This window comes from Pedobacter sp. BAL39, from assembly GCF_000170795.1.
In the GTDB taxonomy this organism is placed as follows: domain Bacteria; phylum Bacteroidota; class Bacteroidia; order Sphingobacteriales; family Sphingobacteriaceae; genus Pedobacter.
Map to the genome: position 1 here is coordinate 71,460 of NZ_ABCM01000021.1, position 17,403 is coordinate 88,862.

Genomic DNA, 17,403 nt, shown 5'->3' on the forward strand with positions numbered 1-17,403 from the left:
TTTAATGATGACCGGTAATCGTTGATGACCACCTATAATCCTTAATTCATACGCTGTATCAATAACCTGTATTTTGTTTCAAATTAGGGTTAACAGCAATTTGCTGACTAGGAATCGGATAGACCAGCGTTTTAGGATCCGGATCGGCAGCTTTTTCCTGCCAGGCCAGTAAAAACTTGCCAAAGCGGATCAGGTCTTGTCTTCTCCAGCCCTCCCAGTACAGTTCACGTGCACGTTCGTCCAGCAAATTATCCAGTGTTAACGAGGTATAGGCAGTGACACCACGCTTGTCCCTGATGTCATTTACCATTGTCAGCCCTTCAGCTGCTGAACCATTACCGCCTCTAAGCATGGCTTCAGCCTCCATCAGCAACACATCAGAATAACGATATACCACCCAATCGTTATTTCTTTGACCGGTAACGGCATAGTCAAAGGCATATTTCATCGGCCGGATGCCCGCGGTTTCCAGCGTGGCACCAGAGGTACGGATCGTCACCTCCCTGGTGAAAACCAAGGGTGTGTTAGGTGGATTCCTGGCCATCAGCGGTTGATTGGTACTCCAATTATACTGCTGGCCGGCAAAAAAACCAACATTCTGACGATGGAATGCCTTTTTCTTGTTTGAGGTGGTATCCGCAGCATAGTCATAATAAATACCCCTGCGCTCGTCCGTTTCGGTAAATTTATCATAATAGTCTGACAGCGTACACCAGCCATTCCATCCCCCGGGATTCAGGTTATAGTGGGCAACAGTGTTCCATGTTCTGTCTATAGCCCCTCCCCGTTCACCATTTTTATTGTAAAGGGTGAAAATATTCTCGGTCGACTTCACATCATTGTCGGGAGCGAAATTATCAAAATACTTGCCCGTTGCCGATACGCTGTAAAGACCACTCATGGTAATCTCTTTGGCAAGGCTCACCACCTTATCCATATCTTCTTTGGCAAAGGCGGGCGACTGCCGGTTGAGGAATGTCCCTTTATTCAGGTAAATTTTCATTAAGAGCACCTTTGCTGCATTTCTATTGGCTTCAAAAGCTCTCGTTGGTCCGTTCAGCGGTAAGCTGGCCAATATTTCATTGAGCTCCTTAACCAGGTAATCGATTGCTGCCTGTGGCTGCAGCACTTCTGGTGGCACCCTGAAATCTTCAATAGAAGCACCATCCCTGAGCGGTGCCACACCATAAAGATCCAACAGATCGAACATCGCTAAAGCCCTTATGAACCTTGCTTCCGCAGCCAGTTGCGCACTAGGCTGGTATTTCAACACGTTAGACGCATTATATACCGCAGTGCCCAGACTGACAAAAGTATTGTTCATATACCCGTTGTCAGCATTCCAGGAATGAAGGTGGATGGCGCGGTGCATCCCGTTATCATCCCAGTCGCCACCCCGTGTAGGAGCAATTGCTGCATCTGTGGATATCTCCTGCATCACCCAACGCTGTTCCTGCTGATAGGGTGTGTTCAAAGAAGTATATGCGGTGGTAAGTAAAGCCCCTGGCTCCACATTCGATGCGCCGCCTTCCTGCAGCTCACCTTTAAATTCCTCGTTTAGCTTGGTACAGGATAAACTGCCTGTAACCACTGAACCAACGATGGTGATGTATAATAAAGATCTTAATTTCATCTGCTTATTTTTTAATAATATCCAACTTATGTGGTGACCTGTATTTCGCTTTTAAAGTGAGAAATTGACACCTAACAGCACATTTCTTGAAGGTGGGTAAGGCAAATATTCAATCCCCAGCGATGGAATACCATTGGTGGTACCATCTGTATTGACCTCAGGATCGAATCCAGTATAGCTGGTAATAATAAAGAGGTTCTGTCCGGTGAGCGAAACGTTTAAGTTTTTAAGTGCACCGCCAATATCACCAAAACGGTAGCTCAGCGTCAGGTTCGCCAGCTTCAGGTAATCGCCTTTCTCGAGAAAACGTGTTGAAGGCGCAGCCGAGTTGGAGGTAGATTCCTTAACAGACTGGTTAAAAAATGCTGATCCTATATTTCTTGACGACAAGTTACTTAAGCCCATGGTCGTAGCGGCGGTATTGTTAAACAGGTAATGCCCCAGGGCGCCGTTCATATTCACAGCCAATGATAGTTTTTTATAAGAAACGTTACTGGAAATACCCAATAATGTTGTCGGATTGGGACTATTTGAATAGAACTTATTGATCGCGGGGTCGTTCGCAGTACTGCTGCTGCCGTCAAGGCCACGGTACATGCTTCTGCCTGTCTGAGGGTCAATGCCATCATGAACCGCCAGGTACCATACATTTAATGGCTGACCATTGACCATCCTCTGTCCCAAAACGCCGGAGAAGCCCTGGCCTCTCAATGCCCCAGTTTCATAATAACCTACCAAACCGCTTACACTATTTTTAAGAAATGTAGCATTACCGGTAAGGTCCCAGGTCCAGTCGGTATTTTTGACGATAGTACCTGTCAGCGAGACTTCAACACCTTTATTCACAATCTCTCCGTCCAGGTTCACCCAGATCCTTCCCGCAGGGGCAGGCTGAGCAAGCGTTTGCTCAAATAAAGCATCCGTAGTCTTCTTGTTGAAATAATCTACCGACCCATAAATACGGTTGTCAAAAAGGGCGAAATCTACCCCCGCATTGATGGTCGTCGAGGTTTCCCATTTCAGGTCTGGATTGCCATAATTGGCCTGACTGATACTCTGATTGCTAAAAACCAATCTGTTCAGGGAAGCACCGGAAGGAAACTCCTGGTTTCCAGTTTTACCCCAGCCCAATCTGACTTTCAACTGATTGATCTTCGTATTGGATTTCAGAAATTCTTCCTCGGCAATGTTCCATGCCACGGCCAAAGAAGGGAACGCTGCATATTTGTTGTTTGCACCAAATTTGGTCGATCCGTCTCTCCTTACCGTGGCCGTAAATAAATAGCGGTCCAGGTAATTGACACCACCTCTCAGAAATAGCGACTGCAGCTGATTGGTCGGGTTCCGGTAAGACGAAACCTCTCTTGTAGAGATCGGGGAATATTGCAGGTAATCAAAGTAGTCAAGACCTGCATAGCGGAATCCACCACCGAAAGAAATGTTGTTGTTGTATTTGTAATCAAGATACTCGTATCCGGCAACTGCATTTATGTTCCAGTCTTTGCTGACCTGTTTGTTGTAGGAGAGCATGTGGGTAAGCTGCATATTTGTTTCGCCATTATTGGAGATAAAAGCCTGCTCATTGTTTAATGCTGAAGGATCGATGAGTCCTGCACGATACATACCTTCGCGCATACCTGTCTGACGCATCACGCTGTAAATAAAGCGATACTCCAGATCGTCAGTAATCTTATAATAGGGAGCTACGTTAACCACTGTTGTATTGGTGACTGCCTGATCTTTAAAAGCTTCTAAGCTGGTGAGCGGATTTCGGGTGGTGGCACTCACAAAGGTCAGATTTCCATTTTCATCCCGTAATGGCCGCGTAGGGTTCCATTGAAGTGCCTGTGAGATGACGTTACCTTCAGAACCTACAGTGGCATTAATCGGCGCGTACTTGTTGTCCATTTGTGTGAGGAACAGCGAGAAGTCTACCCCAAGCCTTTTATTTTCCAGAAACCGGAAGTTGCCGGTAAAGTTGGCGGTATATTTTTTTAACTGTGAAGTACGGATGACACCATTCTGGTTCAGGTATCCACCGGACAAACGGTACTTTCCATGTTCGGTACCTCCCGATACGTCAGCATAATAGTTCTGGGTAGCGGCATCCCGTGTGATTGCTTTAAAAGCATCCTCACTGGTACCGAAATCGGCATTCGCCGCTTCTGTGGGCGTATAATACTGTAATGCTTCCCTAAATCTTCCTGCATCCAGCACATCGGGATACTCACGCATGTTGGAGACTCCCCCTGAAGCACCTACAGAAAGTACCGGAGGTCCTTCTTTACCTTTTTTGGTGGTGATGATCACCACACCATTGGCGCCGCGGGATCCATATATTGCTGTTGCAGAGGCATCCTTTAAGATGTCCATGCTGGAAATATCTCCGGGATTCAAATAACTCAGCGGGTTACCTCTATCTGATGAAAATCCTCCGCGGCCTTCAGGCAGCGGCGAATTGCCGGACATCGGAACACCATCCAATACAAACAATGGATTGTTACTCGCTCTGATGGAAGAGTTTCCACGGATGCGTACCGTCACCGCACCTCCCGGCTGCCCGGTATTGTTGATCACCATTACTCCCGGGGTTTTTCCCTGTATCAGCTGGTCGGGACTGGTCATGATCCCTTTATTGAACTTTGTTTCACTGATGGTCACCAGAGATCCCGTAAGGTCTTTCTTTCTGGCAGTACCATAACCAATGACCACCACTTCATTTAATCCCTGATTGCTACTTGGTTTGAGAGAGATCTTAAGGTCATTTCCAGTAATCGGCACCAGCTTGACCTCATAACCAATAAAAGAGACTTCCAATGTCTGTGCGCTGACAGGAACGTTGAGGGAAAAGGCACCATTTTTATCAGTAAGGGTGGCTGCTGTACTGCCTTTCACTTTAATCGTTGCACCGATCAGGGGGCCGTCCGTCTCATCGACAACCCTTCCTGTCAGGACTTTTGTCTGGGCACGGACGATCATCGATGCGAGCAGGAAAGTCAGCATCATTACACATTGTGCAAACACTTTGTTTTTCATACATTTTTTGATTGATGGTTAATTGATTAGAGATTACTGGCAACCAAATGTGATTACATTCAAATGCGATACTCAGGGAGCATCGCCCGGAATGGGGTCATCAATGTCTTCCTGATGTAGTGGGATGCCGGGATGGCCATTTTTGTAATAAAATAAGCCAGGGGTTTCTCCCGGAGAAATTTCTAGGAAAGTCATACGTCTATATTTGGTTGTTGATAGTATTACATAAAAATCAACAAATGAATGGTGTAAGCTCATTCTTAGCGTCTCATTTTTATATCACAGCGTATCTTTTTTGACTTTTATTTATTATTTTAGATTGATATGAAAGCCGGCCGGCCTACCAGCTGTCAATCGTATAACCATCAGTTGTCAGATTTAGAGAAGCAGAATCAGTAATATGAGCCTTATTTTTACTAAAACAGATATCAACGAATTATTGTCTGAAGTGCTCAACGGCCTCAGCGCGCTGGTCAAGAGCAAACAATTGCGATATGAATTTTCATTACCACGGATGACCCTAATCGCTTTTGTGGACAAAGATGCGCTGAAAAAAGCACTGTGGGCACTTAGCTACAATGCGGTCAAATGTGCAGAACGTGAGGTCCACATTAAACTACGGCCATTTAATAGTGATGACAACAGGTTTAACGTCGACATCCATAATGATGGAGCCCTCATACCTACGGAAAGAATACTGACCCCGCGGGCATTGGTCGAATTACACAAGGGCTCTTTAAAATTGATCCCCGCTGAAGAAGGACGGAGTTTCCTCCGGCTGTCCATTCCTATTTTACAGGAAGGGGAATACAGCAGCAACCCCCTCCCCTTATATCAGGAAAACACCGATCAGGAAACATTGGAAAAGGACTTTATACGCCGGCTCAACACCATCATTTACGACAACATTTCGGACATTGAGCTAAATGTGGATGAGCTGGCGAAATTGATGAACATGAGTCGCCCCACCTTATACAGAAGGATCAAAGGGCTTTCAGATTCCACTCCAAATGAACTCATCAACATCTCCCGGCTAAAGAAAGCAGCAGAATTGTTATCCCAGAAAACCTACAACATTACCCAGGTAGCCTCAATGGTGGGATATTCCGTTCAGTCTAACTTTTCCAGAGATTTCCACAAACACTACGGCATGCCACCCAGTATCTATATTGCTACAATGTCTCTACCGCGGCGGACTGCAATTTGATCTTGCTACTTTCCAGCGCGGGACCGGTCACATGTAATGTGATGTCTCCGGATTTCGTGGTCGACTGTACCAGCACGACCAGTTTTCCGCTGAACAGCTTCATCGTTGGTTGCTCAAAACTCTCCAGGGAGGTCGCATCGCCGTTACATACCGCTTTGAACACCCCTTCCCCTTTTACATCAAATTTAAGCGACATGCTGGCGGTAGGGCATGGATTCCCATCTTTATCTACGACCGATACCGTTACAAAGGAAATGTCTTTTCCATCCGCAGCAATTTCCTTCCGGTCTGCTTCCAGAACCATATGGTGGGGCTTACCCGCGGTCACTACCTGTTCTTCCGCTGCAGGCCTACCAGCATCATCATAGGCTACTACCTTCAGCGTGCCAGGCATGTACTTCACATCGTTCCACATCAACCGGTAGCGGTGCTGTGGTGTATCTTTACTTTTCTTCTGTATACCCAGGCTTTTTCCATTCAGAAACAGTTCGGCACTATTGTAACTGGTATAAACAAACACAGGTGTAGTCTCCCCTTCCCTACCTTCCCAGTTCCAATGCGGGAGCAAATGCAGTGTAGGCTTGTCTTTATTCCAGCGACTGCGGTAAAGGTAATACCGGTCTTTGGGTATGCCCGCCAGGTCACAGATGCCGAAATATGAACTCCGTGATGGCCACATTTCGTCGTACGGTGTAGGCTCTCCAAGATAGTCGAACCCTGTCCACACAAATTCCCCGATTACCCAGGGCTTATCATCCTGCAAGACAAAATCATCATCAGGAACATTAGACCAGGAACAGTACTCTAAATCATAAGATGAGCTTTGCAGATCCGGATACTGCTTATCCGCCCCTTTCACAACCGGGAATTTATAGATTCCTCTGGAGCTCACTGTCGATGCTGTTTCAGACCCCAGGATAAAACCTTGCGGGAAGGCCTCGTAGGCTTCGGGATATAAATGCACCCTGTAATTCAGTCCGGGTACATCAAGTAAAGCACCAAAGCCGGATTCCATCGTCGCCTTAACCTGGTCCATACCAACGGTAACCGGCCGCGTGGGGTCTTCCCTATGAAAAATATCCTGCAACCATTTTGCACGCTTGACACCTTCAGCACCCCACTGGTCGGGAACTTCATTACCTGAACTCCACATCACAATGGATGGATGGTTTCTATTGGCCTTCACCAGGTTCACTACATCCTTCTCCGCATCAGTATCGAAATAAAGGTGGTATCCATTTTCAACTTTTGGTTTTGCCCATTCGTCGAAACTCTCCGCAAGGAACATAAATCCCATCTCATCGCACAGCTCCAGTTGTTCTGGGGATGGCATATTGTGTGAACTTCGGATAGCATCGCAGCCCAGGTCTTTAAGAATGGTCAGCTGTCTCCTCAACGCCGCCGTGTTGATGGCTGTGCCCAGTGGGCCAAGATCATGGTGTAGGCAAACACCTTTAAATTTGCGCACCTGACCGTTCAGGCTAAAGCCCTTATTGGCCTCGTACTTGATCTCCCGGATGCCGAAGCGGGTTTTTACTTCATCCTTCAGCACATCACCCTCATACACTTTAGAAACTGCAGTATACAGATACGGATGCTCCGGACTCCAGCGGTTTGGATCCTTAACGGCAATATTCTGATCAAACTCCTGACCAAAAAGCTGATTCGTGTTGGCCGAAATCAACTCTTTACCCTGGGCATCCAGGATCTGCGTCACAAGACGGATGTTTTCACCTGTGACCCTTGTTTTAATGTTAACCTTAGCCTGCTGGTCATTAATAACCGGGGTAGTAATAGAAACACCCCATTGTTCAATGCTCTGCTCATTCTTGATGATCAAATGTACATTGCGATAAAGGCCGGCGCCAGGATACCAGCGTGACGACTTGGGGCGGTTGGACAAATGTACAGCCAGGCTGTTCAACTCACCCGTCAATGCCTGGTCGGTGATGTCCAGATAAAAACTATTGTAACCATAATTCCACTGTCCTACCAACTTGCCATTCAGGTACACACGCGGTTCACTCATTGCTCCATCGAAGAGCAGCAACGTACGCTGACCTTTTTTCAAAGCAGGGATCTTCAATGTATTTCGGTACCAGCCCTCACCAGTATAGGGCAACGAACCCGTTCTTCCTGTTTTTTCCGTTGGTTTGGTTTCCCCGTTCTGTGTGATGGCGACCATCTGCTTGTCGATCTCTTTGTCGAATGGACCAGAGATGGCCCAGTCGTGCGGAACCTTGACAGATTTCCAGTCCCGGTCGTTATAGTTTTTTTCAAAAGCCTTTTCATTTGCACCTCTGAAGAATTTCCAGTTGTCCGTTAATGCAATTTCTATACGGGTCTGGCTGTAGGAGGAGGAGAAAGCAAAAAAAGAGGCGACGAGCAGCTTTAAGCCTAAGCCGCTGAATGTATTTTTTCTGATGTTCATATGTATGATGACCTATTGATCTACTTCAAATAAATGGTTGATATTTCTATACCCTTTCCGAAGGTAACTTCCAGCTTCTCCAGTAATTTTGGATTGAAGTTACGCTTCGTGCCCACCGGACGATAGAGCGTCTGGAAACCGGGATATGGTCTTGGCAGCAGCAACTGAGCGCTTGGCTTCAATGTGGAGAAGGGGATTTTAATGCTTTTAAATTCTTTGCTGAGCTCTACCTTTGCTGCGAAGAAATCGGCCTCTGTATCAATAACGCCAATTTGAATGGTTGCGACGCTGTCATCTGTTGCCCTCGCACGGATCACCAGTGTGTCTGCTGCGATCATACCGGGCAATCGATCTCCAAAATAACTTTGAAAGCCGAGCATGGCTATACTCTGGTCTGCTGGCATGTTGAATTTTACAAAGGGTTTTCCTGCTGAAGGGTATTCCACCGGACGATGTTTCCAATCCGGGTTGTATACCATCATACGATCGGCATCTTTCTGGGCGTCGAAAAGCACAAAAGCAGTCCCGCTGGTCTGTGAGGGGGCAACAAATTCACCAAGTCTGATGTCCGCCCATTCGCTTTCTGCATTCAGGGTGCTATGTATACCTTTACGGGTAAGTAAATAAGTACCGGGACTAATCGAAAATTCACCTCCTGCAGCTGTGCCGCTATGACCGTTACTTGCGTTCAAACCTTTGATGTCAAAGTCTAAACCCAGATCAGCAATGCCAAGCTGCATTTCCGCCGAAGACCAGCGAATGGCTGTAACGACCTTATCGGGGCTCGTACGCTCAAAAGGGTCGCTCAGCGCAATTGCATCCGGCATGACCTCCAGTCGCCAGACACCATCCCCAATCTTATCAGCCATATAAATGCCGGTGCCCGTGTATTTGATCAAAGCGGAGCTGCCGACTCCGGCAATGTGTTTCAAACGGGAAGCGTCAACGGGAGTTGAAGTGGTCGTATTGGAATAGTAAAATTCCTCCTCGGTATTCATCTCACTCAGTGATGCCTGTCTGCTCAACCGGAAGGCGCCGAACAAAGTATCTGAAGTCTGCTGTTTCGCCCTCGGCAAAAGATGAAATGCTTTCGAGGCGATCAATAAGCTGATGGCCTTGGAAGGCGTGTAGGCCATATTCAAATAATGCGTCTGGTATTCCGTGTTGCCCTGCGCCGTTGCCATGGGGTCATACGCAAATTGCGTCGCCCATTGGAAACCCGCCACACGGAAACTTTTAGCCATTGCAGGATACATATAGGAATCCATCACATCCCCCGCATCAAATTCATAGACCATCTTCGCCCGGTTTTTAAAGCCGGGAATGCTATCAAAAGGAACCTCATATTTAGCTACATGCGGCAGGTAATTGCCTTTGAGTGTGTGCCCGGACACCAGCCCGGTGGGATACCATTGGAAACTATGCCCCTGCACATTGGCTTTGACGATCGCATCCGCATACTTCGGTGATTCACTGATGTTATAAAAAACAGGTTTGGACCAACCTGTGCTCCGGATGGCTTTCACCATGCGATTGATATAGGTTGTAGTCAGAGCTTTAGCTCCACTATGCTGAGGTTCGTTGTTCACCTCCGCAGCGATGATGTCCGGATCGTTTTGATAAGTCAGCCCGGTATAAGGATTCTTATGCCGAAAAAATTGTTTCAGGTAGCGTTCCTGTGCCTGGAAAGCGGCCTCTTCCGTCAGCGCTTTCTGTTTACCATATTTACTGGAAAAACTTCCCCTGTCTTCATCTTTCTCAGGATAACCATTGCCCCAAAAAGCAATTGGCGTGATGAGTGTTTTAATTTTTCGTTTCTTCAGCTCAGCAATCAGGAAATCAAAGAGCCTGAGGTGCTCGTTGTTGATCAGGTTGCCCACACTGTCGGAGATCTCCACATCCCATACATGTACACGAAATGCATCCAGGCCCAATCGGGAGAAGTGATATACATCATCCTTAATGGCTTGCTCTACAGAAGTCCCTGTCCGCTGAATAGAGCGGTATCCGTAAGCGAAGGGAGCCGTATAGTTCGTCCCGAAAAAAGCGGCTTCGGAGCCATCCTTCTGCCAGCGCATCACGCCTTGTTTGTCCACAAAGATTCCCGTTTTCGCGTTTTTTGCCTGTGCAAACCCGGTGAGGCTGAATGTGGCTGCCGACAAAAAAACCAACACACTTTTTAGAAACATAATCAAATCGTTAAGGTAAAAAAGCATCCATTGCTACTGTAGGCTTACCGGCATCGTCAAAAGCCGCCAGGCCATATCCATTCCAGCTGCCGTAAGATTGTGGCTCCCAGTAGAAAACCCCCAGCCCCTTATTGTCCGGCAACGATTTATTCTTGGCAATCAGGTCGCTGATAAAAGCCTTCGCGGCTACAGGTTCAGCCGCAGGCATCCCGATCTCACAAATCATCACTTCAGATCCATAACGTGCAACCATATCATTCATATTGGCGAGGCACTGCGCATTTTTTGCCGACCAGTCGTCCACACCAGGATACAGGGACATCCCTATGACATCCCATTTCGCTCCATTATTCTTCAAGCCATCGAACATCCACCGGAATAGCCCATTGTCATATCCGTTGGAAATGTGTACGATCACTTTAGAATCCGGGTTTACGGCTTTTACGGCATTGTATCCCGAAAGCACAAGATCGGCAAAGTTCTTCATGTTGACGGAGGCTTTACCTTCTTCCCATAACATCCCATTGTTGGTTTCATTACCTACCTGTACCCATTCCGGAACGATCTTGTTGTCTTTTAAGAGCGTAAGCACTTCCACGGTATGGTTGTAAACCGAAGCTTTCAAGGCAGTGATGTCCTGTCCCGCCCAGGCCGCAGGTTTTGCCTGATGTCCAGGATCGGCCCAGGTATCGCTGTAATGAAAATCAATCATCAGTCGCATATTGGCGGCTTTAACGCGTTTGGCTTTGGCAAGTACATCCGCCATGGCCGACCAATCCGTAGCGGGGTTGACCCAAACCCTTAGCCTGATTGCGTTGACACCCTTGGCAGCCAGGATCCTCAGCAGATCCTGCGCAACACCATCATTGTTGTAAAATTTCTTTCCTGCAGCCTCCATTTCCGTAATCCAGCTTACATCAGCTCCCCTGGCGTAGGATCCCGGAGGCTCTGGCTCCGGGTAGAACTGTGTGGCACCGTCGGGACTTTTTTTACAGGCCATACTCATGACCATCAGCAGAGAGAATAACCATAACCATAACCATTTGGTTGTTTTCATGTCTTGATTTTTTAATTATGATTATTTGACTGAGTAAGTATAATTTCCATCACCTGCACTGAGGTCAAGCGTAACCGTGAAAAAACCTGTCTTTGCAACCGGGATATTCACTCCTCCCCAAACCGGTGCCCCGGCAAAGCTGAGTACACCATTTTCCTCCTTGTCCAGCTTATAGCTGATGTCATAGTTGCCGTTGCTCGTGAATGCAAATGCTTTTCCAGCGGTGAGCGATACATTGCTCGCCGTCCAAACCCTGGTGCTTGCATTGTAAACCATTGGGGTCGCAGAAGTACTCCAGCCATTGTCATCTCCGGAGATGAAGAAACGCACAGGTGTATAGTTAATGGTCATGGCATCCAGGTCCACATTTACCTTCATGTAGTTTGGCGCTGGTGTCAACCACAGTCCGCCGCCACCTATACTCAATGTTGTAGCACTGCTCCCCCATCCATAATTCGTATTGTCTCTAGTCGAAATCAGGTTAAAAGCATCACCACCCCATCCGTCAGCATTCGGAAGGTCCAGATAACCTTCATATTTCGCGTTAAATTTCGCAGAGGTCAGCAAGTAACCATTTGTACGCTCAGCAGGAGTTTTCCAGGAGTTTCCTCCTTTCACCAGCAATGCCGGATACTCCACAAATGCACGGTATGGTGTAACCGTCATCGTCAGACTGGCATACACAGGTTTAACGGCAGATGCCAATCCACTGTTTTGCTTAACTTCAGATTTCAGACGAACAGCAATTTTGCTGTTTACATCTACCGGCAGCAACAGCTGCAATGCCAGCAAGGCATTAAAGTCTGCCCCTTTGAAGGTTTTCCTGAGGCTGTCGGCAGCCACTTTCACCTCAATGGCATTCGCCCAGCCATTTTCACCCGATGTATCAGCCGGAAGTGCAAATTGAAGGGTATAGGAAGGAATTACCTTTACACCGTAATCGGCAGCATTGAAGCTAAAAGTAACCACATTACGTTCAGCATTGTCGTCAGACAAGCTTACATCGGCACTTGAGACTGCAAAGCCCTTGATTCCTGCTGATGGCGGAGCCATCACATTCTGGCTATCTTCCTTTTTGCAGGCCGAAAGCACAACCGCAAAAAGGAGCAGATAAAAAAACTGTTTTAACGTTTTCATAATTTCTATATGTTATAGGTAAGCGATAAGCCATACCTCAAATCAATAACCTGTATTTTGAATTAAATTGGGATTTGCCGAGAGGTCTGTTGGCGGCAGCGGGAAAATATTAAACTTATCCGCTACAGCAGTTCCTGCTCTCACGCCACCTTTCCAGGCCCATAAATAGGCTGCAGAAGTGAACTTGTTAAAACGGATCAGGTCAGTTCTGCGCACAGCTTCGTAATAGAGTTCCCGCCCGCGTTCATCCAGGATGAAATCCAGGTTCAGGGCAGTGCTGCTGATGTTTCCAGCCGTGCTGCCGTTGTAGGCCCGTGTCCTGAGGGCATTGACAAAACCCAGGGCCGTGCCCAGGTCGCCACCGCTGCCACCCCTCAATACCGCCTCTGCGTAGGTCAGGTAGACCTCTGCAAAACGGAATAAAGGAAAATCAATGTCCGAAAAGTCCTTGGCAGCATCCTGATTGGGTGCCGGAGCACCGGTCCTGGTCTTATTACGGTATTTTGTGGTAGAGTAACCATCGGTCTCGGAATACAGCTCATTCATCTCCAGGCTTTGTCCGGTCATGTAAAACTGCGCCCGGCTATCCGTGTTGCCGGTCTTGTCGGCAAAAAGGTTGACAAACTGTTGCGTACAACGCAGGCCGCCCCAATCGCCATTAGAACCAGAAACATCTGCAGGCACATTCGCCGGGCCATGCATGAGGTAAGTAGTTCCACCAAAGTTCTGCGTACTGGTACCGTCGTAATTAATGGTCAGGATGTTTTCATCCGTATTCAGGTGGTTGTCTGCGATCGTAAGCTCGCGGTATTTATTATGCAGCGCATAACCTGCGCCAATGATTTTGTTACAATAGGTGATGGCTTCTGTATTTTTCGCTGTGCCGGTATAGACGGCAGCATTTAAATACATGCGCGACAAAAGTGCCCATGCCGCAGCGCGGTCAGCTCTGCCATACTCATTACTTTTTGGTGCTGCCAGCTCATTTTCTATGGCCAGCAACTCCGATTCTACATAGCTGAAGAGCTCAGTTCTCACAATACGTTTTGGAAAATCCTTGGTTGCTACCTGCGTTTCTTCAGTTGCAAAAGGCACGTTACCATACAGGTCCATCAGCACCCAATATTGATAAGCCCTCATGAACCTCGCTTCAGCCCTGAATCTTCGGATTTCTTCCGCATCAGCACCTGTAATTCCACGCTTTGCAATATTGTCGTCGGTCGACTGCCTGATGAAGTCGTTGGCCAGGGTAATCTGAAAATAGGAACGGTAGTAAAGTCCGTTGATGATTGAGTTGATAGATCCCCAGCTGAGTTCATGCAGCCCCTGGACACCTGCATCACTCCTCCACGACCAAGCCGCTTCGTCGGTAGTCAATTCCTGCAGGTTCCAATATAACCTCAGGAAGTCTGAGTTACCTTCATCCTTAATGATTTCTACAGGGATGTCCTGTTGCCCGGTAGTTGCATTTCCGGTAAGCGCAAATGCACCGTATACTTTTGCCAGTGCCTGTTTATATCCTGCAGGGGTTGAATATACCTTATCTGCAGTCAGGTCATTGGTAGGTGCCAGATCCAGCTTATTACAAGCGGAAAGCAAGAGGAGCAGAAAAAGTGGATATAATTTATTGATGTTCCGGTTCATGGTTTTAGTAGTTAAGGTTTAAGCCCAAAGAAAATACACGTGGTCTTGGATAGAGGTTATTGTCTACACCAGAAGGAACCTCCGGGTCTAAGCCCTGGTATTTCGTAATGACAAACACGTTTTGCACACTTGCATTGAGTTGCAGGTTGGCTTTATTTTTAAGGAATGTTCCCAGTTTATAACCCAGGTTGATGTTGTCCATCCTCAGGAAGGAAGCGTTCTCCACATAGTAGTCGCTCAACAGCTGCTGCTCCCTGAAACCAGTAGTCAGGTAATTCGGAGAGGCATTGTTGATCACGGCAGTACCCAGGATCTGAGCAAGGTTACCACGCTGACTAAAAGAGTTATTATACAGATAATTGCCGAGGTTGGCACGGAGCGTAAAGCTAAGGTTCCACTTTTTATACCCCAGGTTGTTGCTGAACCCGAGGAACACCTTAGGGTCTGCCGACTTACCTTTGGTAAAATCGTTCTCTGAAATCAGTCCGTCGCCGTTCTGATCAATGTATACACCCTCAATAGGATTACCCGACTGGTCGTATACCTGCTGCAGCAAATTGAAGGTGCTCTTCGGTGAGCCTACCGCATTGATAAAAGCATTTTGTCCGCCAACACCACCGGCGATGGTCCCTCCAGGGAAACCTCTGTAATTAGGATCATTCGGGATGACCGTCAAATTGGTAATTGTATTTTTGTTGTACGTGGCATTGATGCTGAAGTCCCAGTTGAAATCATCACGTCTGACAGGGACGAAGTTCAGGTTCATCTCCACACCTTCATTTGTCATGTCACCGACGTTTATGATCGCCGTAGCACTGAAGTTGGTACCTGCAGGCTGTGGAACCTGATTGAGGAGGTCACTGGTTTTGCGGCGGTAGTAATCCACACTACCGGTAATCCTGTTGTCCAGAATCCCTGCGTCAATACCAATGTTGGTTGTTGCCGTTTCTTCCCATTTGATGTCCGGGATGTAAGCTGTAGGGCGGTACATCTGGTAAAATGTATCTCCAAACTGATAAGAAGCATTTGGCGTGCTCAGTCCGTAGGTAGACAGATATCCATAGTTTACAATGCCCTCCTGCTGGCCGGTGATGCCGTAGCTGGCGCGCAGTTTAAGGGCAGATATCAATTGATTGTCTTTCAGAAACGATTCATTTTTCATGGTCCAGGCCAGGGCTACAGACGGAAAATATCCGTATTTATAACTGGGACCAAAGCGTGAGGAGCCGTCCCTTCTTATTGTTCCTGTCAGCAGAAAACGGTCATCATAACTATAATTTACACGAGCAAAGTAAGAGATCAACCTGTTCTGCGGTGTGTTGTATGGAAAATCAGGATCTGTGTTTGCGATTTTGGTGCCAGTGGCATCGAAGTCCGCATAATTAAAGAATTTTGTTTGATAGTCATTGTAAGAGTAACCTGCTGTTGCATCCACCCTGCTTTTGATTGAGGCAAACTCTTTCACATAGTTCAGGTAAAAATCTGCCAGCGTGTTCATTCGATTTTGCTTGTACTGCGTACTCACACCCCTCCTATTGATCAGCTCCGCAGCATCCTGATCTACGAACACCGTTCCCTTACCGATGGCAGCATCATAACCCAGGTTCAGGTTGGCACGCAGTTCAGGCAGGAAGTGAAACTTGTAATCCAGCTGTACATTACCAATGCTTCGATAAGGATTTGAGCGGTCTTCACGTTGTTTCAGAAGCCCTAGCGGGTTCCTGCCCACCAGGTTTACCAGTCCACTTGGCGAAGTCGGATCCAGCCATTCCCAATATCCATTGTACTCAGATCTGTTCGTATACACAGCCTGTGTAGGATCAAAGCTCACCGCAGCGCCTATCGCCGCCTGGTTGGCGAACCTTGTTTTCTGCGCGGAGCCTTTCAGGTTGATGTCCAGCTTCAGGTGTTTATCAAAAAAAGTAGGGTTTAATACGAAAGCCATGGAGGTTTTCTCCAGCTTGTCGGTACGGAGCACACCACTTTGATTCTGATACCCCAGAGATAAACGGTAAGGAAAATCCTTGAGCCCACCGCTGATGCTCAGGTTGTTATCAGAAGCAAAGCCATCCTGATAGATCATGTCCTGCCAGTTGGTATCGAATCCCCCAAGCTGTTCCTTTTGGGTCGTTGTACCCAATGTATTCACAATATCCCTCAATTGATCTGCCCTCAGCACATCGACCTGTTTGGTTAGTTTAGTAATGGAGTTGACAGCGCTAAAGCCCACTTTTAAGTCGCCGCTAAGCCCCTTTTTGGTAGTAATGATGAGTACCCCGTTGGATGCCCTGGCGCCATATATAGCTGCCGCAGAAGCATCTTTTAAAACGGTAAATGACTCAATATCGTTTGGGTTGATGAAACTTAAAGGATTTGAAGCTCCCCCCACGGCATTATTTTCGAGCAGCACACCGTCGATCACAATCAAGGGGTCATTACTTGCACTCAGCGAAGAACCTCCTCTGATGCGGATGGTGCTTCCGCTGCCGGGCTGACCACTATTGGAGGTGATCGCCACACCGGACACCTTACCCGAAAGCATCTGCTCTGGGGTGGTGATGCTCCCTTTTTGGAAATCCTTGGCGGATACGACGGCAACCGAACCCGTAAGGTCCTGCTTTCTGACCGTACCATAGCCTACCACGATGACCTCGCTCAATGCAGCGGCATCGTCTGCCAATGATACATTCAGTATGTGCGAAGCAGGGATAGACAGTTCCTGTGTTTTGTAGCCTACAAAGCTGAACTGCAGGATACCCGTACCGCCCGGTACCTTCAGCGAAAACTCACCACCGGGGCCGGTCACGACACCGACATTTGTACCCTTCAGGAGGATGCTGACACCGGGGATCCCAATGCGGTCGCTCACTGCTTTTACCGTACCTGTAACGGTTACCGGTTGCTGGGCTTTAAGGGTAGCTGTGGTTAGAAGAAAAAGCATCAACAATAAGTTGAGCTTTACATTAAATGTAAAGATGTGCATACAGTTATTTGGTTATATTTTACTGGTACAAATGAAAAGTTTATTCGGGTTTTCCACTTGTGCTATCGTGTTTTTTTTTGGTTCTA

The 17,403-nt window shown here is 47.3% G+C and carries 10 protein-coding genes; 1 reads left to right on the top strand and 9 read right to left on the bottom strand.

Going from position 1 to position 17,403, the window contains the following annotated elements; translation table 11 throughout:
• Nucleotides 1-58: 58 nt before the first annotated feature.
• The 3 genes from PBAL39_RS20885 to PBAL39_RS25860 all read right to left on the bottom strand — a co-directional run bounded on the left by PBAL39_RS20885 (nucleotide 59) and on the right by PBAL39_RS25860 (nucleotide 4,864).
• On the bottom strand, nucleotides 59-1,633 hold the full coding sequence (locus PBAL39_RS20885) for a RagB/SusD family nutrient uptake outer membrane protein (RefSeq protein WP_008245304.1): 1,575 nt from the start codon (nucleotides 1,631-1,633) through the stop codon (nucleotides 59-61).
• A gap of 51 nt (nucleotides 1,634-1,684) precedes the next feature.
• A complete protein-coding gene (locus PBAL39_RS20890) occupies nucleotides 1,685-4,669 on the bottom strand; it encodes a SusC/RagA family TonB-linked outer membrane protein (RefSeq protein ID WP_008245305.1) in 2,985 nt (994 codons plus the stop codon).
• A 72-nt stretch (nucleotides 4,670-4,741) separates the two neighbouring features.
• The gene (locus PBAL39_RS25860) at nucleotides 4,742-4,864 is read right to left on the bottom strand and encodes a hypothetical protein (protein WP_008245306.1); all 123 of its coding nucleotides are present in this window, start codon (nucleotides 4,862-4,864) and stop codon (nucleotides 4,742-4,744) included.
• Nucleotides 4,865-5,069: 205 nt separating this feature from the next.
• Here PBAL39_RS25860 and PBAL39_RS24870 point away from each other — a divergent pair, with 205 nt between their 5' ends.
• Nucleotides 5,070-5,876, top strand: a complete 807-nt coding sequence (locus tag PBAL39_RS24870) for a helix-turn-helix domain-containing protein (RefSeq protein WP_008245307.1) — start codon at nucleotides 5,070-5,072, stop codon at nucleotides 5,874-5,876.
• On the opposite strand, the gene galB is transcribed toward PBAL39_RS24870, so the two are convergent.
• Genes galB through PBAL39_RS20925 form a run of 6 tightly spaced genes read right to left on the bottom strand, consistent with a single transcriptional unit; the run spans nucleotide 5,842 to nucleotide 17,275 of the window.
• Nucleotides 5,842-8,307: a beta-galactosidase GalB gene (galB, locus tag PBAL39_RS20900; protein WP_008245308.1), complete on the bottom strand. Its 2,466-nt coding sequence runs from the start codon at nucleotides 8,305-8,307 to the stop codon at nucleotides 5,842-5,844. The genes PBAL39_RS24870 and galB overlap by 35 nt on opposite strands.
• A gap of 20 nt (nucleotides 8,308-8,327) precedes the next feature.
• Nucleotides 8,328-10,496 carry a membrane or secreted protein gene (locus tag PBAL39_RS20905; protein WP_157274143.1) on the bottom strand — a complete coding sequence of 723 codons (2,169 nt, stop codon included), beginning with the start codon at nucleotides 10,494-10,496 and terminating at the stop codon, nucleotides 8,328-8,330.
• A gap of 10 nt (nucleotides 10,497-10,506) precedes the next feature.
• Nucleotides 10,507-11,553 (bottom strand): glycosyl hydrolase 53 family protein, encoded by a 1,047-nt coding sequence (locus PBAL39_RS20910; protein ID WP_008245311.1) that lies wholly within the window; start codon nucleotides 11,551-11,553, stop codon nucleotides 10,507-10,509.
• Between the two features lie 21 nt (nucleotides 11,554-11,574).
• Nucleotides 11,575-12,690 (bottom strand): SusE domain-containing protein, encoded by a 1,116-nt coding sequence (locus PBAL39_RS20915; protein WP_008245312.1) that lies wholly within the window; start codon nucleotides 12,688-12,690, stop codon nucleotides 11,575-11,577.
• A 42-nt stretch (nucleotides 12,691-12,732) separates the two neighbouring features.
• Nucleotides 12,733-14,334, bottom strand: a complete 1,602-nt coding sequence (locus tag PBAL39_RS20920; RefSeq protein WP_008245313.1) for a RagB/SusD family nutrient uptake outer membrane protein — start codon at nucleotides 14,332-14,334, stop codon at nucleotides 12,733-12,735.
• Between the two features lie 4 nt (nucleotides 14,335-14,338).
• Nucleotides 14,339-17,275 carry a TonB-dependent receptor gene (locus PBAL39_RS20925; RefSeq protein ID WP_232282987.1) on the bottom strand — a complete coding sequence of 979 codons (2,937 nt, stop codon included), beginning with the start codon at nucleotides 17,273-17,275 and terminating at the stop codon, nucleotides 14,339-14,341.
• Nucleotides 17,276-17,403: the final 128 nt, after the last annotated feature.

Excerpts from the sequence above, each read along its gene's own strand:
- PBAL39_RS20925 (WP_232282987.1), bottom strand. The coding sequence starts at position 17,275 with ATGCTTTTTCTTCTAACCACAGCTACCCTTAAAGCCCAGCAACCGGTA.
- PBAL39_RS25860 (WP_008245306.1), bottom strand. The coding sequence starts at position 4,864 with ATGACTTTCCTAGAAATTTCTCCGGGAGAAACCCCTGGCTTATTTTAT.
- PBAL39_RS20905 (WP_157274143.1), bottom strand. The coding sequence starts at position 10,496 with ATGTTTCTAAAAAGTGTGTTGGTTTTTTTGTCGGCAGCCACATTCAGC.
- PBAL39_RS20915 (WP_008245312.1), bottom strand. The coding sequence starts at position 12,690 with ATGAAAACGTTAAAACAGTTTTTTTATCTGCTCCTTTTTGCGGTTGTG.
- PBAL39_RS20885 (WP_008245304.1), bottom strand. The coding sequence starts at position 1,633 with ATGAAATTAAGATCTTTATTATACATCACCATCGTTGGTTCAGTGGTT.
- PBAL39_RS20920 (WP_008245313.1), bottom strand. The coding sequence starts at position 14,334 with ATGAACCGGAACATCAATAAATTATATCCACTTTTTCTGCTCCTCTTG.
- PBAL39_RS20890 (WP_008245305.1), bottom strand. The coding sequence starts at position 4,669 with ATGAAAAACAAAGTGTTTGCACAATGTGTAATGATGCTGACTTTCCTG.
- galB (WP_008245308.1), bottom strand. The coding sequence starts at position 8,307 with ATGAACATCAGAAAAAATACATTCAGCGGCTTAGGCTTAAAGCTGCTC.
- PBAL39_RS20910 (WP_008245311.1), bottom strand. The coding sequence starts at position 11,553 with ATGAAAACAACCAAATGGTTATGGTTATGGTTATTCTCTCTGCTGATG.
- PBAL39_RS24870 (WP_008245307.1), top strand. The coding sequence starts at position 5,070 with ATGAGCCTTATTTTTACTAAAACAGATATCAACGAATTATTGTCTGAA.